Annotated in this window: 16 protein-coding genes and 1 tRNA gene; 9 read left to right on the forward strand and 8 right to left on the reverse strand. The window is 67.1% G+C overall.

What is annotated here, in order from left to right; translation table 11 throughout:
- Positions 1-11: 11 nt before the first annotated feature.
- Positions 12-563: a copper chaperone PCu(A)C gene (locus tag ASC46_RS09225; RefSeq protein WP_055459361.1), complete on the reverse strand. Its 552-nt coding sequence runs from the start codon at positions 561-563 to the stop codon at positions 12-14.
- Between the two features lie 96 nt (positions 564-659).
- On the reverse strand, positions 660-1040 hold the full coding sequence (locus ASC46_RS09230; protein ID WP_055459027.1) for a DUF2946 family protein: 381 nt from the start codon (positions 1038-1040) through the stop codon (positions 660-662).
- Between the two features lie 150 nt (positions 1041-1190).
- Between ASC46_RS09230 and ASC46_RS09235 the strand changes: the two genes are divergently transcribed.
- Positions 1191-1265: transfer RNA gene (locus tag ASC46_RS09235), tRNA-Val, on the forward strand.
- 339 nt (positions 1266-1604) lie between these two features.
- Here ASC46_RS09235 and ASC46_RS09240 read toward each other — a convergent pair.
- A complete protein-coding gene (locus ASC46_RS09240; RefSeq protein WP_210165988.1) occupies positions 1605-2054 on the reverse strand; it encodes a hypothetical protein in 450 nt (149 codons plus the stop codon).
- A gap of 284 nt (positions 2055-2338) precedes the next feature.
- On the opposite strand from ASC46_RS09240, the gene ASC46_RS09245 reads away from it, so the two are divergent.
- Positions 2339-2908 carry a L,D-transpeptidase gene (locus ASC46_RS09245; protein WP_055459029.1) on the forward strand — a complete coding sequence of 190 codons (570 nt, stop codon included), beginning with the start codon at positions 2339-2341 and terminating at the stop codon, positions 2906-2908.
- A 98-nt stretch (positions 2909-3006) separates the two neighbouring features.
- Here the strand turns inward: ASC46_RS09245 and ASC46_RS09250 are convergent, their stop codons facing one another.
- Complete coding sequence (locus ASC46_RS09250) at positions 3007-3381, reverse strand: gamma-butyrobetaine hydroxylase family protein (protein ID WP_055459030.1); 375 nt, start codon at positions 3379-3381, stop codon at positions 3007-3009.
- Positions 3382-3524: 143 nt separating this feature from the next.
- Here ASC46_RS09250 and moaA point away from each other — a divergent pair, with 143 nt between their 5' ends.
- The 6 genes from moaA (at position 3525) to ASC46_RS09280 (ending at position 10504) form a co-directional block, all read left to right on the forward strand.
- Positions 3525-4565: a GTP 3',8-cyclase MoaA gene (gene moaA / locus ASC46_RS09255; protein WP_055459031.1), complete on the forward strand. Its 1041-nt coding sequence runs from the start codon at positions 3525-3527 to the stop codon at positions 4563-4565.
- Positions 4566-4638: 73 nt separating this feature from the next.
- The gene (solA, locus tag ASC46_RS09260; RefSeq protein ID WP_055459032.1) at positions 4639-5784 is read left to right on the forward strand and encodes an N-methyl-L-tryptophan oxidase; all 1146 of its coding nucleotides are present in this window, start codon (positions 4639-4641) and stop codon (positions 5782-5784) included.
- 30 nt (positions 5785-5814) lie between these two features.
- A complete protein-coding gene (locus ASC46_RS09265; RefSeq protein WP_055459033.1) occupies positions 5815-6747 on the forward strand; it encodes a DMT family transporter in 933 nt (310 codons plus the stop codon).
- Positions 6744-7949: a multidrug effflux MFS transporter gene (locus ASC46_RS09270; RefSeq protein ID WP_055459034.1), complete on the forward strand. Its 1206-nt coding sequence runs from the start codon at positions 6744-6746 to the stop codon at positions 7947-7949. Before ASC46_RS09265 ends, ASC46_RS09270 begins: the two co-directional genes overlap by 4 nt.
- Positions 7950-8204: 255 nt before the next feature.
- Entirely contained in the window at positions 8205-8807 is a 603-nt protein-coding gene (locus ASC46_RS09275) for a TRAP transporter small permease subunit (RefSeq protein ID WP_055459035.1), read from the forward strand.
- Positions 8808-8836: 29 nt separating this feature from the next.
- The gene (locus tag ASC46_RS09280) at positions 8837-10504 is read left to right on the forward strand and encodes a TRAP transporter large permease (RefSeq protein WP_055459036.1); all 1668 of its coding nucleotides are present in this window, start codon (positions 8837-8839) and stop codon (positions 10502-10504) included.
- 70 nt (positions 10505-10574) lie between these two features.
- Here the strand turns inward: ASC46_RS09280 and ASC46_RS09285 are convergent, their stop codons facing one another.
- The 4 genes from ASC46_RS09285 to apbC all read right to left on the reverse strand — a co-directional run bounded on the left by ASC46_RS09285 (position 10575) and on the right by apbC (position 15557).
- Positions 10575-11663, reverse strand: a complete 1089-nt coding sequence (locus ASC46_RS09285; protein WP_055459037.1) for a TRAP transporter substrate-binding protein — start codon at positions 11661-11663, stop codon at positions 10575-10577.
- 185 nt (positions 11664-11848) lie between these two features.
- Positions 11849-12937: a TRAP transporter substrate-binding protein gene (locus ASC46_RS09290; protein WP_055459038.1), complete on the reverse strand. Its 1089-nt coding sequence runs from the start codon at positions 12935-12937 to the stop codon at positions 11849-11851.
- Positions 12938-13187: 250 nt separating this feature from the next.
- The gene (locus ASC46_RS09295) at positions 13188-14276 is read right to left on the reverse strand and encodes a TRAP transporter substrate-binding protein (RefSeq protein ID WP_055459039.1); all 1089 of its coding nucleotides are present in this window, start codon (positions 14274-14276) and stop codon (positions 13188-13190) included.
- A 162-nt stretch (positions 14277-14438) separates the two neighbouring features.
- The gene (gene apbC / locus ASC46_RS09300) at positions 14439-15557 is read right to left on the reverse strand and encodes an iron-sulfur cluster carrier protein ApbC (protein ID WP_055459040.1); all 1119 of its coding nucleotides are present in this window, start codon (positions 15555-15557) and stop codon (positions 14439-14441) included.
- A gap of 215 nt (positions 15558-15772) precedes the next feature.
- On the opposite strand from apbC, the gene ASC46_RS09305 reads away from it, so the two are divergent.
- The gene (locus ASC46_RS09305) at positions 15773-16549 is read left to right on the forward strand and encodes an ABC transporter substrate-binding protein (protein ID WP_082464778.1); all 777 of its coding nucleotides are present in this window, start codon (positions 15773-15775) and stop codon (positions 16547-16549) included.
- The last annotated feature ends 32 nt before the right edge of the window (positions 16550-16581 follow it).

Raw genomic sequence — 16581 nt, forward strand, 5'->3', positions numbered from 1 at the left:
GGCGCTGCTCCTCAATGGGTGGTGTGGCTCTTGTGCGCGTCGGTCTTGCCGTCGCCGCGGGCGCCGATGCCCTCCACCTTGAACTCGACCGCGACCTTGCCGGCCTTCTCGAAGACGAGCTCGCCCTTGAAGGCCTCGCCCTCCCTCAGCTGCCGCTGCAAGGGCATGAACATGAGATGGTAGCCGCCGGGCGCGAGCTTCACCGTCTCGCCAGCCTTGATAACGAGCCCTTCGGGGAGCGGGCTCATCTTCATGACGTCGCCTTCCATCTTCATCTCATGGATCTCGCCGCGCGGGGAGATCTCGGCGCTGACGGCGACGAGCCGGTCGTCCGTCTCGCCGGTGTTCTCGATAGTCATGAAGCCGCCGGCGACCGGGGCATTGGCCGGCGTCGCGCGCGACCAGGGATGGCCGATCTTGAGGGCACCGGCCTTGTAGCCGTGCGCCGAGGCGGGGCTGACCAGCGCCGCGAGGCCGACAGCGAGGACCGCCGCACCGACGAGGAAGCGGCGACGGGATGGGGTGCGATGCGCGGCGAGGCCGGCGCGGGAAAGCGATGTCATGAACCTGATCTCCGATGGCGGCGGGCGGGCGACGGATCCCATGTCCGTCAATGGCTCCCACGGACGCCGTGAATGCCTGAAAGCGCTTGATCGGGATCAGATCAACGGCGGCGCACGCGGCGCCGGCTTGAGGCGGGAGAGGTCCCGCCGCGACAGGGGCTCGCCCGCAAGGGGGACCGGTCCGTCGGGAAAGGCGCGTGCGACGGGCGCCGCAGAGGGCACGGCCGCCGGCAGGAGCGCCGGCGAAGGCGTGAGCTGGCCACAGGCCAGGATACAGCGCAGGTCGTGGTGCCCGCCGGGCGCCTCGTCCCCGCTCGCGTGATCGCCGCCCCCCGGCATGCACCAGGCGAGTTCGAGGGGCACGCCGGAACGATCCGCCGCCGCGGCGGGCGTGATGCCCACCGCCCCCGCAAGCAGGGCCTGCAGGGCGAGCGCATAGGCGAGCGCCAGAACAGCGAGGAGGCGCGGCAGCCGCATTCATCCCTCTCGATCGCACATGACACGAGCAGTAGCGCGGCCTTTGCACAGGGGCAACGCGACATTGTGCGCTTCCTCGCTTGACGCCGGCGCGCGGTGCTCATAGAAGGCGCCCTACGAGCCCTGCGGCGGCAGGCGATGCTATGGCTCGGGCGTGTAGCTCAGCGGGAGAGCACTCCCTTCACACGGGAGGGGTCACAGGTTCAATCCCTGTCACGCCCACCATCATTTTCCGCAGAAAAATCGATACGTTAGCGCCGTTCCTGACGCTTGGGCCACTGCCCGACATACACGGTTTGCGCACTTTTTTGCGCACCCATGCGTCGATTGACGCCCACCGTTCGGGGCGATCATCACCGGGATGGAGCCATGGCCGGCGTTGAGCGCCGCGCCTGCACGCCCTTGGCATGACAGGCCTGACCGGGCTTGCCCCGGCCAACGACTGCTTGCAGTTGCCGAACTTCGCGGCGTGGATGCCCGCGACGAGCGCGGGCCTGACGGCGGTGGCGTATACAGGCCGGTCGGTCAGGCACGCGCCGACGGCGCGCTCCCTCTCCTCTTCCGTCAACGCACCTTGTTCGCGCGCAGCCAGGCGGCGATGCGGCGCGCATCGCCCGAGCGGGCCTCGAGGCGCCGGCCCGCAGCCACGGCGCGGGGCGTGGCGCCGACGGGCGCGGATGACGCCTCCGCCTCGCCTTCGCCATCGGCCGCTCGTCGTGCCGTGACCGCGGCGGCGAGCAGCCTGCCGGCGACCGCCGATGCCTCCTCCGCCACCTCGAGCGCGGCCTGCCAGCCGTCTCCTGCCTGATCCGCGCGCTGCGGCACGCCCAGCGGCCAGGCCGCCCTTTCCATGCGGGCCGCCAGCGCGGCGAGACGGCGCGCCGCCTCCGCCGTGCCGCGCCCCAGCCCGCCCGTCTCGGCGCAGACGAGAGCGCTGTCGAGGCCCACGACGGCGAGATTGGTCGCAAGCGTGCGAATGCGCGCTCCGGCCGCATCGGCCTGCGCGCCATGCATTGAATTCGCCGAATCCGCCATGACGTCTGACCCCATTTTAATCACATACGACTAAAATACGGCATCGAGTGTTGAGTATTCATTTACGCCATGCCAGCAACCCGAAGCCACCGGTGTGGCAAGGCCGCCACGCGGCGGGCTGATCACGATGTTTTGGCCGCAGGAGCGCCACACTGTCGTTGCGCGAAGGCCGAGGTTTGGACACATTGGCCAAACGAGGCGGAACCTTCGACAGCCTTTTGCCATTCTTAAGATCATCCCGCACCCACCCATCGAGGCAACCGATGCGCGGCATTCTCATTGCCATAACCGGTCTCGTGGCGCTCGCGGCCACCCCGGCCGGCGCCTATCAGATAGACCCGCTCACACGTCAGCCGCTCTACGAGGCTGAGCAGTATCAGCCCCAGGCGAGCGGCATTACGCGCGAGACGGTGGCCTACAATGGCCGCCACGCCCCCGGCACCATCGTGGTTTCCACGTCGGAGCGGCGGCTCTATTACGTGCTCGGCAACGGTCGCGCCATTCGCTACGGTATCGGCGTCGGCCGCCCCGGCTTCACCTGGGGCGGCGTGAAGACCGTATCGATGAAGCGCGAGTGGCCCGACTGGCGCCCGCCGCCGCAGATGCTGAAGCGCCGGCCCGACCTGCCGCGCTACATGCCCGGCGGCCCGGACAACCCGCTCGGCGCGCGCGCCCTCTATCTCGGCTCCTCGCTCTATCGCATCCACGGCTCCAACGAGCCCGACACCATCGGCCAGGCGGTGTCCTCCGGCTGCATCCGCATGATGAACGAGGATGTGGTCGACCTCTACGACCGCGTGCGCGTCGGCACAAAGGTTGTGGTGATGCGCTGAGCCGCTGGCTCACTGCCGTTTGTGACGAAGCCGGCCGCCGCGCGACCGGCTTTCGTCCATGAGGCATTCACAGACGGGCGTGCCATAGTCTCCTCCCCTCATCGTCTCCTCACCGGCTCCCGCGACAACCCCTTCTCCTCGAGCTCCGCAAGATAGGCCTGCCACTTCGCCTCGAAGTCGTTGCCCAGTTCGTAGAGGTAGTCCCAGGTATAAATGCCCGTGTCGTGCAGGTCGTCGAAGACGAGCTTGACGGCGTAGCGGCCCACGGGCTCGACGCCGATGATCTCGACGTTCTTCTTACCCGACACCGTCTTGCGGTCGCCCGGCCCGTGGCCGCGCACCTCGGCGGAGGGGCTCGACACGCGCAGGTATTCGGCTGCGAGCGCGAACTGACGCCCGTCCTCAAAGGTGACGAGGAGTTGGCGGCGATCCTTCGCCAGGCGGACCTCGCTCGGCCAGTGGATGCTTTCCATGGATCGGGTGCTCCCACGCGCGGGACCGTGATCGGGCTTCATGCGAGATGCGCCGATCCGGGATTGATGCCTTGGCGATGACACTTAAATTGGTACGGTAAAAGACGCCAGAGCGGCAGCGCCGCTGGAGGGAGGGACCGGCATTGGCCGACACGACCGTTTTCGACCGGGGCGAAGCCCGGCCGACCTTGCCGCTCGTCGACCCGTTCGCGCGCGCCATCACCTATCTGCGCGTATCGGTGACGGACCGCTGCGACCTGCGCTGCGTCTATTGCATGGCCGAGGACATGCACTTCCTGCCGAAGCGCGACCTGCTGACGCTGGAGGAGCTGGACCGGCTGTGCAGCGTCTTCATCCGCCGCGGCGTGCGCAAGCTGCGCATCACGGGCGGCGAGCCGCTGGTGCGGCGCGACATCATGCGCCTGTTCGGCTCCCTTTCGCGCCATCTCGACAGCGGCGCGCTGGAGGAGCTGACGCTGACCACCAACGGCACGCAGCTCGCCCGCCACGCGCGCGACCTCGCCGCCTGCGGCATCCGGCGCATCAACGTCTCGCTCGACACGCTGTCGCCCGCCACCTTCCGCACGCTGACGCGCTGGGGCGACCTCGACAAGGTGCTCGCCGGCATCGATGCGGCGCAGGAGGCGGGTCTCGCCGTCAAGATCAACGCCGTGGCGCTCAAGGGCGTCAACGAGAACGAGATCCCCGCGCTGATGGAATGGGCGCACGGGCGCGGCATGGACCTCACGCTCATCGAGGTGATGCCGCTCGGAGAGATCGAGCCGGCGCGGGTCGACCAGTTCCTGCCGCTCTCCCTCGTCAAGGCGCGGCTCACGGAGCGCTACACGCTCGACGAGCTCGACTATCGCACCGGCGGCCCCGCGCGCTACGTCCGCGTGCGGGAGACGGGCGGGCGCCTCGGCTTCATCACGCCGATGACCCATAACTTCTGCGAGAGCTGCAACCGCGTGCGCCTGACCTGCACGGGCACGCTCTACATGTGCCTCGGCCAGGAGGACGCGGCGGACCTGCGCGCGCCGCTGCGCGCCTCGATGAGCGACGGGCCGGTGGAAGAGGCCATCGAGCGCGCCATCGCCCGCAAGCCGCGCGGCCACGACTTCGTCATCGACCGGCGCCGCCGCCAGCCCGCCGTCGGCCGGCACATGAGCGTCACCGGCGGTTGACGCACAGTCCCTTCTTCGCGATCTATCCCCGAGCTGCCGATCTGCGGCGGCCATCTGATTTGCGGAGGCGCCCATGGGTGCGGGTGAGCGTTACGACGTCATCGTCGTCGGCATGGGCGGCATGGGCAGCGCCGCGGCATATCATCTCGCGCGGCGCGGCAAGCGCGTGCTCGGGCTCGAGCGCTTCGACATCGGCCATGGCATGGGCTCGTCGCACGGCGTCAACCGCATCATCCGCCTCGCCTATTTCGAGCATCCCGACTACGTGCCGCTGCTGCGCCACGCCTATCGCCTGTGGCGCGAGACGGAACAGGCACACGGCGAGCAGTTGCTTTTCATCACGGGTTCCATCGACGCCGGGCCGCGCGGCAGCCGCGTGGCGGCGGGCTCGCTCGCCTCGTGCATCGAGCACGGGCTCGACCATGAGGAGCTGACGGCGCGGGAGCTCGCCGAGCGCTTTCCCGGCTGGCAGCTGCCGGAAGGCTATGCCGCCGTCTACCAGCCGGAAGGCGGCTTCGTCGCCAGCGAGCGCGCCATCCTCGCCCATGTCTGGCTGGCGCTGCGCCATGGTGCCGAGATCCGGGGGCGCGAGCCGGTACTCGACTGGTCGTCTGGCGGCGAAGGCGTCTCGGTGCGCACGCCGCAGGGCACCTATCACGCCGAGCGGCTCGTCATGTCCGCCGGCGCCTGGATGGGCGAGATGGTGCCGGCGCTCGCCGGCAAGGCCGTGCCGGAGCGGCAGGTGATCGGCTGGTTCTGGCCGAAGGACCCCGCCTTGTTCGCGCTCGACCGTTTCCCCGTCGGAAATCTCCTCACTGAGCACGGGCACTTCTACGTCTTCCCGCAATGGGGCATGCCCGGCTTCAAGATCGGCCTCTACCACCATCTCAACGAGACGGGGACGGCGGACGACCTGCCGCGCGAGGCCAACGCGCGCGACGAGGAGGCGCTGCGCGCCGGCATCCGCCACTATTTCCCGGCCGCGGACGGGCCGGTGATGTCGCTGCGCGGCTGCCTCTTCACCAACACGCCGGACGAGCATTTCGTCATCGACACGCTGCCGGACAACCCGCGCGTCATCGTGGCCTCCCCCTGCTCCGGCCACGGCTTCAAATTCGCCAGCGCGATCGGAGACATTCTCGCAGATCTGGCCAGCGGTGCACGCCCTGCATTCGATCTCGGCCTGTTCAAGCTCGACCGGCTGGGCAAAGCGGCGTAATCATCGGCTGTTTCGTCCGAGGAGTTCATCTTGGCCACGGCTGCCGACAACCGGCGCGGCATCGTTGCGATGCTGGGCGCCATGGCGCTCTTCTGCGGCAACGACACGCTGGTGAAGCTTGCCACGGGTGCGTATCCCGCAAGCCAGATCCTTGCCGTGCGCGGCCTATTCGCCGTCATCGCAGCGACGGTGCTCGCCTTCGCCCTCGGCCAGGTCGGCAGCTGGCGCGGCCTGCGCAATCCCATGCTCCTCCTGCGCGCCTTCCTCGAGGCGGCGGTCGCCTTTACCTTCATCACCGCGCTCGCCCACATCCCGCTCGGCAACATCACCGCCATCCTGCAGGCGACGCCGATCCTCATGACCATGATCGCCGCCGTCGTCGGCCTCGAAACCGTCGGCTGGCGGCGGTGGTGCGCCGTCTTCGTGGGGTTCTGCGGCGTGGTGCTCATCGTCAAGCCGGACATGGGCGGCTTCGACGCCTGGGCGCTCGTCGCGCTCGGCGCTGCGGCGCTCGCCGCCACGCGCGACCTCGTCACCCGCCAGATCCGGGCAGAAGTCTCGACCGGCCTCGTCACCATCGCCAGCGCCGCCGCCGTGCCGCTCGTCGGCCTCGCCCTGTCGCCGACCCAGGAGTGGCAGCCGATCGACGCCCGGGCCACGGGCTTCCTCGCCGGGGCGGCCGTGCTCGTCTCGCTGGGCAACTATTGCCTCATCGTCGCCTGCCGCGGCACGGACGTGTCGCTCGTCTCGTCCTTCCGCTACAGCGTGGTCGTCTGGGCCGTCATGCTTGGCTTCCTCGTCTGGGGCGAGTTGCCCGACACGCTCGCCATGGCTGGCACCGGCCTCATCGTCGCTGCCGGCGTCTACACCATCCATCGTGAGCGCGTGCGCATGCGTGAGGCCCGCGCCACGGCCGCGGCGCCGCAGCCGCAGGCCAAGCCCGTGCCGGCGGCGCAGCCGTGAACCGGCCCTTTCCGCCCCAGGCGGTCACGGCGCCGCCGCGGCCGAGCCTTGCCGTCCTCGTGGCGGTCTCGGCCCTGCAGCCATTCGCGCTCAATGTGCTCGCGCCGGCAACACCGGCGCTGGCGCGCACCTTTGCGACAGACTACGCCACTATCCAGCTCACCCTCGGGCTCTATCTGCTCGCCGTCGCCGTCACGCAGGTGGTGATCGGCCCGATCTCCGACCGGTTCGGCCGTCGGCCCTGCGTCATCGGCGGTGTCGCGCTGTTCACCATCGGCTCCTTCGCCGGAGCCTTTGCGTTCGACACCGTGACGCTGCTCGCCGCCCGCGTCGTACAGGCGGCAGGCGGAGGCACCGCCTTCGCCCTGGCGCGCGCCATCGTGCGCGACACGTCGGAAAGGGACGAGGCGGCGAGCCGCATCGGCTATCTCACCATGGTCATGGTGGTGGCGCCGATGGTGGCGCCCTTCGTCGGCGGCGTCATCGATTCCCACCTCGGCTGGCGCGCCATCTTCGGCGTGAAGACGCTCTTCGGCGTGGCGGTGCTCGCCTATGCCTTTGCCGTACTCGGCGAGACGGCGCCGAAGACGCATCTCACCAGCGTCGGCGACATGCTGCGCGCCTTCCCGCTCCTGCTCGGCGACCGGGGCTTTCTCGGATATGCGCTCGCCATGTCCTTCACGAGCGCGGCCTTCTTCGCCTTCATCGCCGGCGCGCCCTTCGTCGTGGTGGAGAGCATGGGGCGTTCGGCGGATGTCTATGGCGCCTTCTTCGCGCTGACGGCGCTCGGCTACATGGTCGGCAACTTCGTGTCCGGCCGCTATGCCCTGCGCATGGGCACCGATCTCATGGTAACGATCGGCACCGTGCTCTCGCTCGCCGCCATAGGCGCCGAGGTCGTGCTCATCGCCATGATGCCGTGGACGCCGGTGACGCTGTTCCTGCCGCTCGTCGTCAATGCGGTGGGCAACGGCCTCACCATGCCCGGCGCGACCGCCGGGGCGCTGTCAGCCCGGCCGGAGGCGGCGGGCACGGCCGCGGGCGTCGCCGGCGCGCTGCAGCTCGGGCTCGGCGCGCTCGTCTCCTTCATCACGGGGGCGGCAGTGGTCGCGGCGCCGACGGCGCTCATCGCCGTGATGGCAATCTGCATCGTCGCAAGCTTTGCCGCCCATCGCTACGGCCGCTCCGGACGCAGCCGCTAGAGCCTGTGCCTTAATGTTTGAAGACGGATTGACCGATCAGGTTGGAACACCCTGAAGACATCCGGCTCCAGGATTCAGACCAGCATCCGACAAGCCCGCCATCCGTGCGGAAAGGCGCGAGCGCCCTGCTTGTATGCGACTGAACGATGCGCTACCACCCGTGCCGGGCGGTGGGCGTCAGACCCATCAATGGCCGCCCTCCAGGGGAAAAACCTCCAGACGAGAGGTAGCGGACGGTCCGGGAAGGGAGTCTACGTGTCGATTCTGCTTGCGATTTCAAGGGCCATTGACGCGATCAATGCGCGCATCGGCCGCTGGGTTGCCTGGTTGATCGTGGTCGCGATCGCCATTTCAGCCGTCAATGCCATCATCCGCAAGGCGTTCGACATGTCGTCGAATGCCTGGCTGGAGCTGCAGTGGGTCTTGTTCGGCGCCGTGTTCCTCGTGTGTGCGCCGTGGACGCTGATCGTCAACGAGCACATCCGCATCGACGTGGTGCACGCTCGCCTCTCGCCGCGCGTGCGGAACTGGATCGAGATCTTCGGCACGGTCTTCTTCCTCATGCCGCTGTGCGTCGTGATGCTGCTGACCTCGATCCCCTTCGCCGAGCGGTCCTATGCCATCAACGAGCAATCGCTCAACGCAGGCGGCCTGCCGCAATGGCCGGCGAAGATGCTGGTGCCGCTCGGCTTTGCCCTGCTGCTGGTGCAGGCTGTTTCGGAGCTCATCAAGCGCATCGCGGTGCTGCGCGGCGACATCGACGATCCCCACGCCGACGCTGAACTTCCGCCAGAGGTGGCCGAAGCGGAGCAGATGATCCACAACCTCGGGCCCGACGCCGGCTCTGGCCGGCCCTGACAATCCGCGAACGCTTCAGGAGCCTCTCCATGGTGGAGTTCTTCATCCACAACATGGCGCCGATCATGTTCGCGGCGCTCGTCATCTTCCTGCTTCTCGGCTATCCGGTGGCCTTCGCGCTGGCAGCCAATGGCCTCATCTTCGGCCTCATCGGCATCGAACTCGGCCTGTTCGTGCCCGACTTCCTGCAGGCCCTGCCGGAGCGCGTCTACGGCACGATGAACAACGATGTGCTGCTGGCCATCCCGTTCTTCACCTTCATGGGACTCATCCTCGAGCGATCGGGCATGGCGGAGGATCTGCTCGATACCATCGGCCAGCTGTTCGGCACGGTGCGGGGCGGCGTCGCCTATGCGGTGGTCTTCGTCGGCGCGCTGCTCGCGGCGACCACGGGCGTCGTGGCCGCCTCTGTCATTTCGATGGGCCTCATCTCGCTGCCGATCATGCTGCGCTACGGCTATGACCGGCGCCTCGCCACCGGGATCATCGCCGCCTCGGGCACGCTGGCGCAGATCATCCCGCCCTCGCTCGTGCTGATCGTCATGGCGGACCAGCTCGGCCGCTCCGTGGGCGACATGTATCAGGGCGCCTTCATCCCGGGTGTCGTCCTGACGCTGCTCTATGCGGGCTACGTCTTCGTGGCCAGCATGGCGAGTCCGAAGATGGCGCCCGGCCTGCCGCCGGAAGCGCAGACGCTCAACGATCCCGACGGCCGCGCGCGGCGCCTGTCGCTGCTCGTCGTGACCGTCATCGCCGGCACGGCCGCCTATCTCGTCATGCAGCGCAGCAACGTGCGCAACCTGGCAGACCTCGTGGTGCTCACCATGACGCTCGCGGTGGCCATCGCCTTCGTGCTCGCGCTCCTCAACAAGCTCCTGCGGCTCAAGCTCTTGTCGCGCATGGCGGAGGAGGTCATCTTCGTCATGGTGCCACCGCTCGCGCTCGTCTTCCTCGTGCTCGGCACGATCTTCATCGGCGTCGCCACGCCGACCGAGGGTGGCGCCATGGGGGCGACCGGGGCGGTGCTGCTGGCGCTGTTCAAGCGCCGGCTGACGTTCGACCTCCTGCGGCAGGCAACGTTCTCGACGGCGAAACTGTCCGCCTTCGTGCTTTTCATCCTTCTCGGCGCGCGCGTCTTCGCGCTGACTTTCTACGGGGTCGACGGGCACAAGTGGGTGGAGGAACTGCTGGTCGCCCTGCCGGGCGGCGAGATCGGCTTCCTGCTCTTCGTCAACTTCCTCGTCTTCGTGCTCGGCTGCTTCCTCGACTTCTTCGAGATCGCCTTCATCATCATCCCGCTCCTCGTGCCGGCGGTGGAGCGGCTGGGGATCGACCTCATCTGGTTCGGCGTGATCCTCGCCATCAATCTGCAGACGAGCTTCCTGACGCCGCCGTTCGGTTTCGCGCTGTTCTACCTGCGCTCGGTGGCGCCGCGGCAGGCCTATCGTGACCGGCTGACCGGCAAGACGACGGCGCCGATCCTGACGAGCCAGATCTACTGGGGCGCCCTGCCCTTCATCCTCATCCAGATCCTCATGGTCGCGATTGTCATGCTCTTCCCCCAGATGGTGCTTCACTACAAGTCGGGCCACGTGGAGCTTGACGAGCAGCAGCTCGAGCAGCAGTTACAGAATCTTGCGCCGGGGCTCGACCAGTTCGCCCCGCCGATGGACCTCGGTCCGCCGAAGTTCGACTGATCGATGAGAGAAAGAAGAAAGGCCCCGGCGATGCCGGGGCCTTTCTTGCTGATGGCCACGGAAGCCTGCGTCACCCACGCGTGCGATTGCGGATCATGAAGTTGTCGTAGGTGTATTCACACACCTGCCACCACAGATATTCGTCGTTACGGAAGCTCTTCATCGAATCGTAGACACGCTTGAACAGCTCGTTCTTGGCGGCAATCTCGTCGAAGATCTCGTTGGTGGCCTTGAGCGAGGCCTCCAGAATCTCCTGCGAGAAGGGGCGCAGCTGCGCGCCGCTGGCCACGAGGCTCTTGAGGGCTGCCGGGTTTCTGGCGTCGTACTTCTCGATCATATCGGCGTTGGTGAAGGCCGCCGCCTGACGCAGGATGGCCTGGTAGTTCTTCGGCAAGCCTTCCCATTTCGCCTTGTTGATGAAGAAGTGAATGGAGGCGCCGCCCTCCCAGAAGCCCGGATAATAATAGTAGGGCGCGACCTTCTGGAAGCCGAGCTTCTCATCGTCATAGGGGCCGGCCCATTCGGCCGCATCGAGGGAGCCCTTCTCGAGCGCCGGGTAGATGTCGCCGCCGGCGATCTGCTGCGGAACGACGCCGAGCTTGGCGAGCACCTGGCCGCCGAGGCCGCCAATGCGCATCTTGAGGCCCTTGAGATCGTCGGTCGTCTTGATCTCCTTGCGGAACCAGCCGCCCATCTGGGCCGTCGTGTTGCCGCCGGGCAGTCCGTAGGTGCCGAACCTGCCGTAGAGCTCGTTGAGCAGCGTCATGCCGTCGGCATGATTGAACCAGGCATTCTGCTGGCGCGTGTTGAGCCCGAAAGGCACGGCCGTGCCGAAGGCGAAGGTCGGATCCTTGCCGATGTAGAAATAGGGCGCCGAGTGGCACATCTCGACCGTACCGTTCTCGACCGCGTCGAGCGCCTGCAGGCCGGGCACGATCTCGCCCGCCGCGAAGACCTGGATCTGGAACTTGCCGTCCGTCGCCTCGGAGACGGCCCTGGCCAGCACCTCGCCGCCGCCGTAGATCGTGTCGAGGGACTTCGGATAGCTCGACGTCAGGCGCCACTTGATCTCGGGCGCCGACTGCGCGATGGCGGGCGCGGCAACCGTGCCGGCGGCAAGGCCGACCCCGGCCGTCCGCAGAAACTGACGACGCTTCATCGTTCGAACTCCTTAGAATCGTGCCTCCCGTCAGGACGGATGCATTGCCGCCCGGCCCCCGCTGGTGCGCTATCTGTGCTGTCCGGCCGGACAAAGAGCAAGGGCGAAACGATGCCTTCCGAAGCTTCCAAACAAAAGGCCCCGCCAAGGCGGGGCCTTCCTTGCCAGGCTTCCGGCGGTACGCATCACCCCCGGGCGCGGGCGCGAATCATGAAGTTGTCGAATGTATATTCGGCCACCTGGAACCAGAGATATTCCTCGTTCCGGAAGGCCATCATGCTGTCGTAGATCTTCTTGAACTCGGCGTTCTTGGCCGATGTCTCGCCGTAGAGCTCGCCGGAGGCCTCGAAACAGGCGTCGAGCACGGGCTGCGGGAAGGGGCGCAACTGGGCGCCGTTCGCCACCAGGCGTTTCAGCGCCGCGGGATTCTTCGCATCGTACTTGGCGAGCATGTCGACATTGGCGATGCCGGCCGCGGCGTTGAACAGGGCCTTGTAGGTGACCGGCAGTTCGTCCCACTTCGCCTTGTTGATCATGAAGTGAAGGGCGGCGCCGCCCTCCCACCAGCCCGGGTAGTAGTAGTACTTGGCGACCTTCTGGAAGCCGAGCTTCTCGTCGTCGTAGGGGCCGACCCATTCGGCAGCATCGATCGTGCCCTTCTCGAGCGCCGGGTAGATGTCGCCGCCGGCGATCTGCTGCGGCACGGCGCCGAGCTTGCTGAGCACCTGGCCGGCGAAGCCACCGATGCGCATCTTGAGGCCCTGGAGATCGTCGGTCGTCTTGATCTCCTTGCGGAACCAGCCGCCCATCTGGCAGCCGGTGTTACCGCCGGGCAGCGCATGGGCATTGTATTTGGCGAAGAACGCATTCAGCAGTTCCATGCCACCGCCGTGGTAGAACCAGGCGTTCTGCTGGCGCGCGTTGAGGCCGAAGGGAATGGCCGTGGCGAATGCGAAGGTCGGGTCCTTGCCGACGTAGTAATAGGGGGCGGTGTGGCACATCTCGACCGTGCCGTTCTGCACCGCGTCGAGCGCCTGCAGGCCGGGCACGATCTCGCCTGCCGAGAACACCTGGATCTGGAACTTGCCGTCGCTCGCCTCGGACACCGCCTTCGCGAAGACCTCGGCCGCGCCGAAGATGGTGTCGAGCGATTTCGGGAAGCTCGAGGTCAGGCGCCACTTGATCTCCGGCATCGACTGCGCGATCGCGGGCCGAGCAAGAGCACCTGCCGCGAGCCCGGCGCTCGCGGCACCCAGAAATTGACGACGCTTCATACATTTCCTCCCAAGGTTGCGCAGTCCCGGAGCGCCCCTCTGTTTTTTCGCGCACCGAAACCATCTGCGACTGAGGCATATTCGCGGCTCAAGCACAACTGGTAAGAAAGTTCAGTGTGGCGAGTTCCCTTCGAGGCCATGGCGCGGGGCGCCGGCAGGAGAGGAATGGAAACAGAACGCAGAAGCGCCCGGCGGACAGCCGCCGGGCGCTTCCATGGCGAGGGCGAACCTCGATAGCGTGCAGCGAACCTCAGCCCCGCGCGCGCGCGCGGATCATGAAGTTGTCGTAGGTGTATTCCGCGACCTGGAACCACAGGTACTCGTCATTGCGGAAGGCGCGCATGTGGTCGTAGATCTTCTTGAAATCGGCGTTCTTGGCCGAGGTTTCCTCGTAGATCTCGTTGGCCGCCTTGTAGCAGGCCTCCATGACCTCCTGCGGGAAGGGCCGAAGCTGGGCGCCGCTCGCCACGAGGCGCTTGACCGCGCCCGGGTTCTTGGCGTCGTAGCTCGCCTGCATGTCGGCATTGGCGCGCGCCGCGGCCGTCGTCAGTACGGAGCGGTAAACCTCCGGCAGTTCGTTCCACTTCGCCTCGTTGAAGAAGAAGTTCAGCGCCGCGCAGCCTTCCCAGAAGCCGGGATAGTAATAGTACTGCGCGACCTTCTGGAAGCCGAGCTTCTCGTCGTCATAGGGGCCGACCCACTCGGCCGCGTCGATCGTGCCCTTCTCCAGCGCCGGATAGATGTCGCCGCCGGCGATCTGCTGCGGCACGGTGCCCAGCTTGGCGAGCACCTGGCCGGCGATGCCGGCGATGCGCATCTTGAGGCCCTTGAGATCGTCGACCGACTTGATCTCCTTGCGGAACCAGCCGCCCATCTGGGTGCCAGTATTGCCGCCCGGCAGCATGTAGACGCCCGACTTCTTGTAGAACTCGTTCAGCACCTCAAGACCGCCGCCATGGAAGAACCAGGCGTTCATCATGCGGGCATTGAGGCCGAAGGGCACGGCGGTGCCGAGCGCGAATGTCGGATCTTTGCCGACATAGTAGTAGGACGCGGAGTGGCACATCTCGACGGTGTTGTTCTGCACGGCGTCGAGCGCCTGCAGGCCCGGCACCAGTTCGCCGGCCGCGAAGACCTGAATCTGGAACTTGCCGTCCGTCGCCTCCGACACAGCCTTGGAAAACAGCTCGGCGGCGCCGAAGATGGTGTCGAGCGACTTCGGGAAGCTCGACGTCAGACGCCATTTCACTTCCGGCATGGACTGGGCGATGGCGGGCATGGCAACCGCGCCGGCGGCGAGGCCCGTGCCTGCCGCGGTCAAAAACTGGCGACGCTTCATTTCCGTTCGTCTCCTCTGAGCTCTCCCGTTTGGCCCTGGCGGTTCGTTGCCGCGCTCCCTCTGTGGCGTGTCACATGAAGCCAGTCCGTGCACCGTTTCAAGACGGAATCTCGCCTGCGGGCTCTGGATTTTTGCGCACGGGGCGGCCGGCTGTCGACCGCCTCATTCGATCACGATACGCGGCGCGGCGCGGCCGGCGGCTCCGTCTGCAAGACCGGCCGCGATCTTTCGGGCGATGTCGAGATAGGCCCGGGCATGTGGACCGTCGGGCTCGCTGACGACCACGGGCAGGCCCGCATCGGACTTCTCGCGGATCGTCATGTGCAGCGGCACCTCGCCGAGGAAGGGCACGCCGAGGCGCTCGGCCTCGTGGCGCGCGCCACCGTGGCCGAAGATATCGGAGGCGTTGCCGCAATGGGGACAGATGAAGGTGCTCATGTTCTCGACGACACCGAGGATGGGCACGTCGACCCGGCGGAACATGGCGACGCCCCGGCGCGCATCGATGAGCGCCAGGTCCTGCGGCGTCGAGACGATGACGGCGCCGGCAAGCGGCACGGCCTGGGCCATGGTGAGCTGAGCATCGCCCGTGCCCGGCGGCATGTCGACGACGAGCACGTCGAGATCGCCCCAGGCCACCTCACGCAGCATCTGCTGGATGGCGGACATCACCATCGGCCCGCGCCAGATCATGGCCGCCTCCTCTTCGACCAGGAAGCCGATGGACATGACCTTGAGACCGTAGCCCTCGAGCGGCTTCAGCGTGCGGCCGGAGACGACCTGCGGTCGCCCCTTGAGGGCGAAGAGACGCGGCATCGAAGGGCCGTAGATGTCGGCGTCGAGCACGCCGACGGAAAGGCCGGTGCGAGCGAGCGCCAGCGCGAGGTTACAGGCGGTGGTCGACTTGCCGACGCCCCCCTTGCCGCTCGCCACGGCGATGATGTGCCTGACGCCGGCGACGGCGGCCTTCGCCTGAGCCGCAGCAGCGCGCGGCCCGGGCTGGCGCTGAGCCGGAGCGGAGGGGCCGGAACCTGCCGGCCGGTCAGAGGTCAGGGTGACGATGGCCTGGGCGATGCCCGGCACGGAAGCCGCCGCCTCCTCGGCCGCCCGGCGCATCGCCTCAAGCTCCATGGAGCGGGCGGGGTCGATGGCGATGGAGAAATAGACCTTGCCATCCTGGACGACGATCTCGGACAACGTTCCCGACTGCGGCAGAGGCGTCTTGCCGTCGGGCCCCGCCACGCTCGCCAGCCGCTCCAGAATCGTCTCCCGCGTCACCATCTGCTCCTCCTTAGAACGGGCGCACATTGGGACCGGCGGCAGACCCGGTCAACATCCACGGGGGCGCGCCCCGGCGGGCGGACCAGCGCATCGCCTTGCGGCAAATCATCCACATGCCTTGCCCGAAATGTGGCGATCGTGGAAACATCACGCCAGCGCCCGGTCGGCCGAGAGCCGCCAGGACAACAGAAGAATAGCCGATCGAGGGGTTCATCATGCGATTGACCATTGCCGTTGCCGCCATGCTTCTCGCCCTGACGGGCGCGGCCTCCGCCAAGGAATGGAAGGAAATCCGCATCGCCACGGAAGGCGCCTATCCCCCGTTCAACTTCGTCGGCTCCAACGGTGAACTGCAGGGCTTCGACGTCGACATCGCCAAGGCGCTCTGCGACAAGATCGGGGCCAAATGCACCGTCGTGGCGCAGGACTGGGACGGCCTCATCCCGGCCCTCCTCGCCAGCAAATACGACGCCATCGCCGCCTCGATGTCGATCACCGAGGAGCGCAAGCAACAGGTCGACTTCACGGAGCGCTACGCAAGCGCGCCCGTGTCCTTCGTCGCGCCCAAGGATACCAAGCTGACCGGCGTCACCCCGGCCGACCTCAAGGGTAAGATCGTCGGCGCCCAGTCTTCAACCACCCACGCGACGATGCTCGAGGACGTCTATGGGCCCGAGGGCGTCACGGTGAAGCTCTATCCGACGCTCGACGAGGCCAATGCCGATCTCAAGTCCGGCCGCGTCGACACCGTCTTCGCCGACAAGATCGTGCTGCTCGACTGGCTGAAGAAGGATGGAGCCGATTGCTGCAAGATCCTCGGCGACGTCGACGACAAGCAGTACGCGCGGTATTTCGGCGAGGGCATCGGCCTTGCCGTCCGCAAGGGCGACCAGGACCTCAAGGAGCTCCTGAGCAAGGCCATCGCCGATATCCGTGCCGACGGCACCTACGACACGATCGCGAAGAAGTACTTCGACTTCGAGATCTATTGAGTCGAAAGCCCATGGGGGCGACAAGCGATCTC

Origin of the sequence: Chelatococcus sambhunathii, from assembly GCF_001418005.1 — a bacterium.
Lineage (GTDB): Bacteria > Pseudomonadota > Alphaproteobacteria > Rhizobiales > Beijerinckiaceae > Chelatococcus_A > Chelatococcus_A sambhunathii.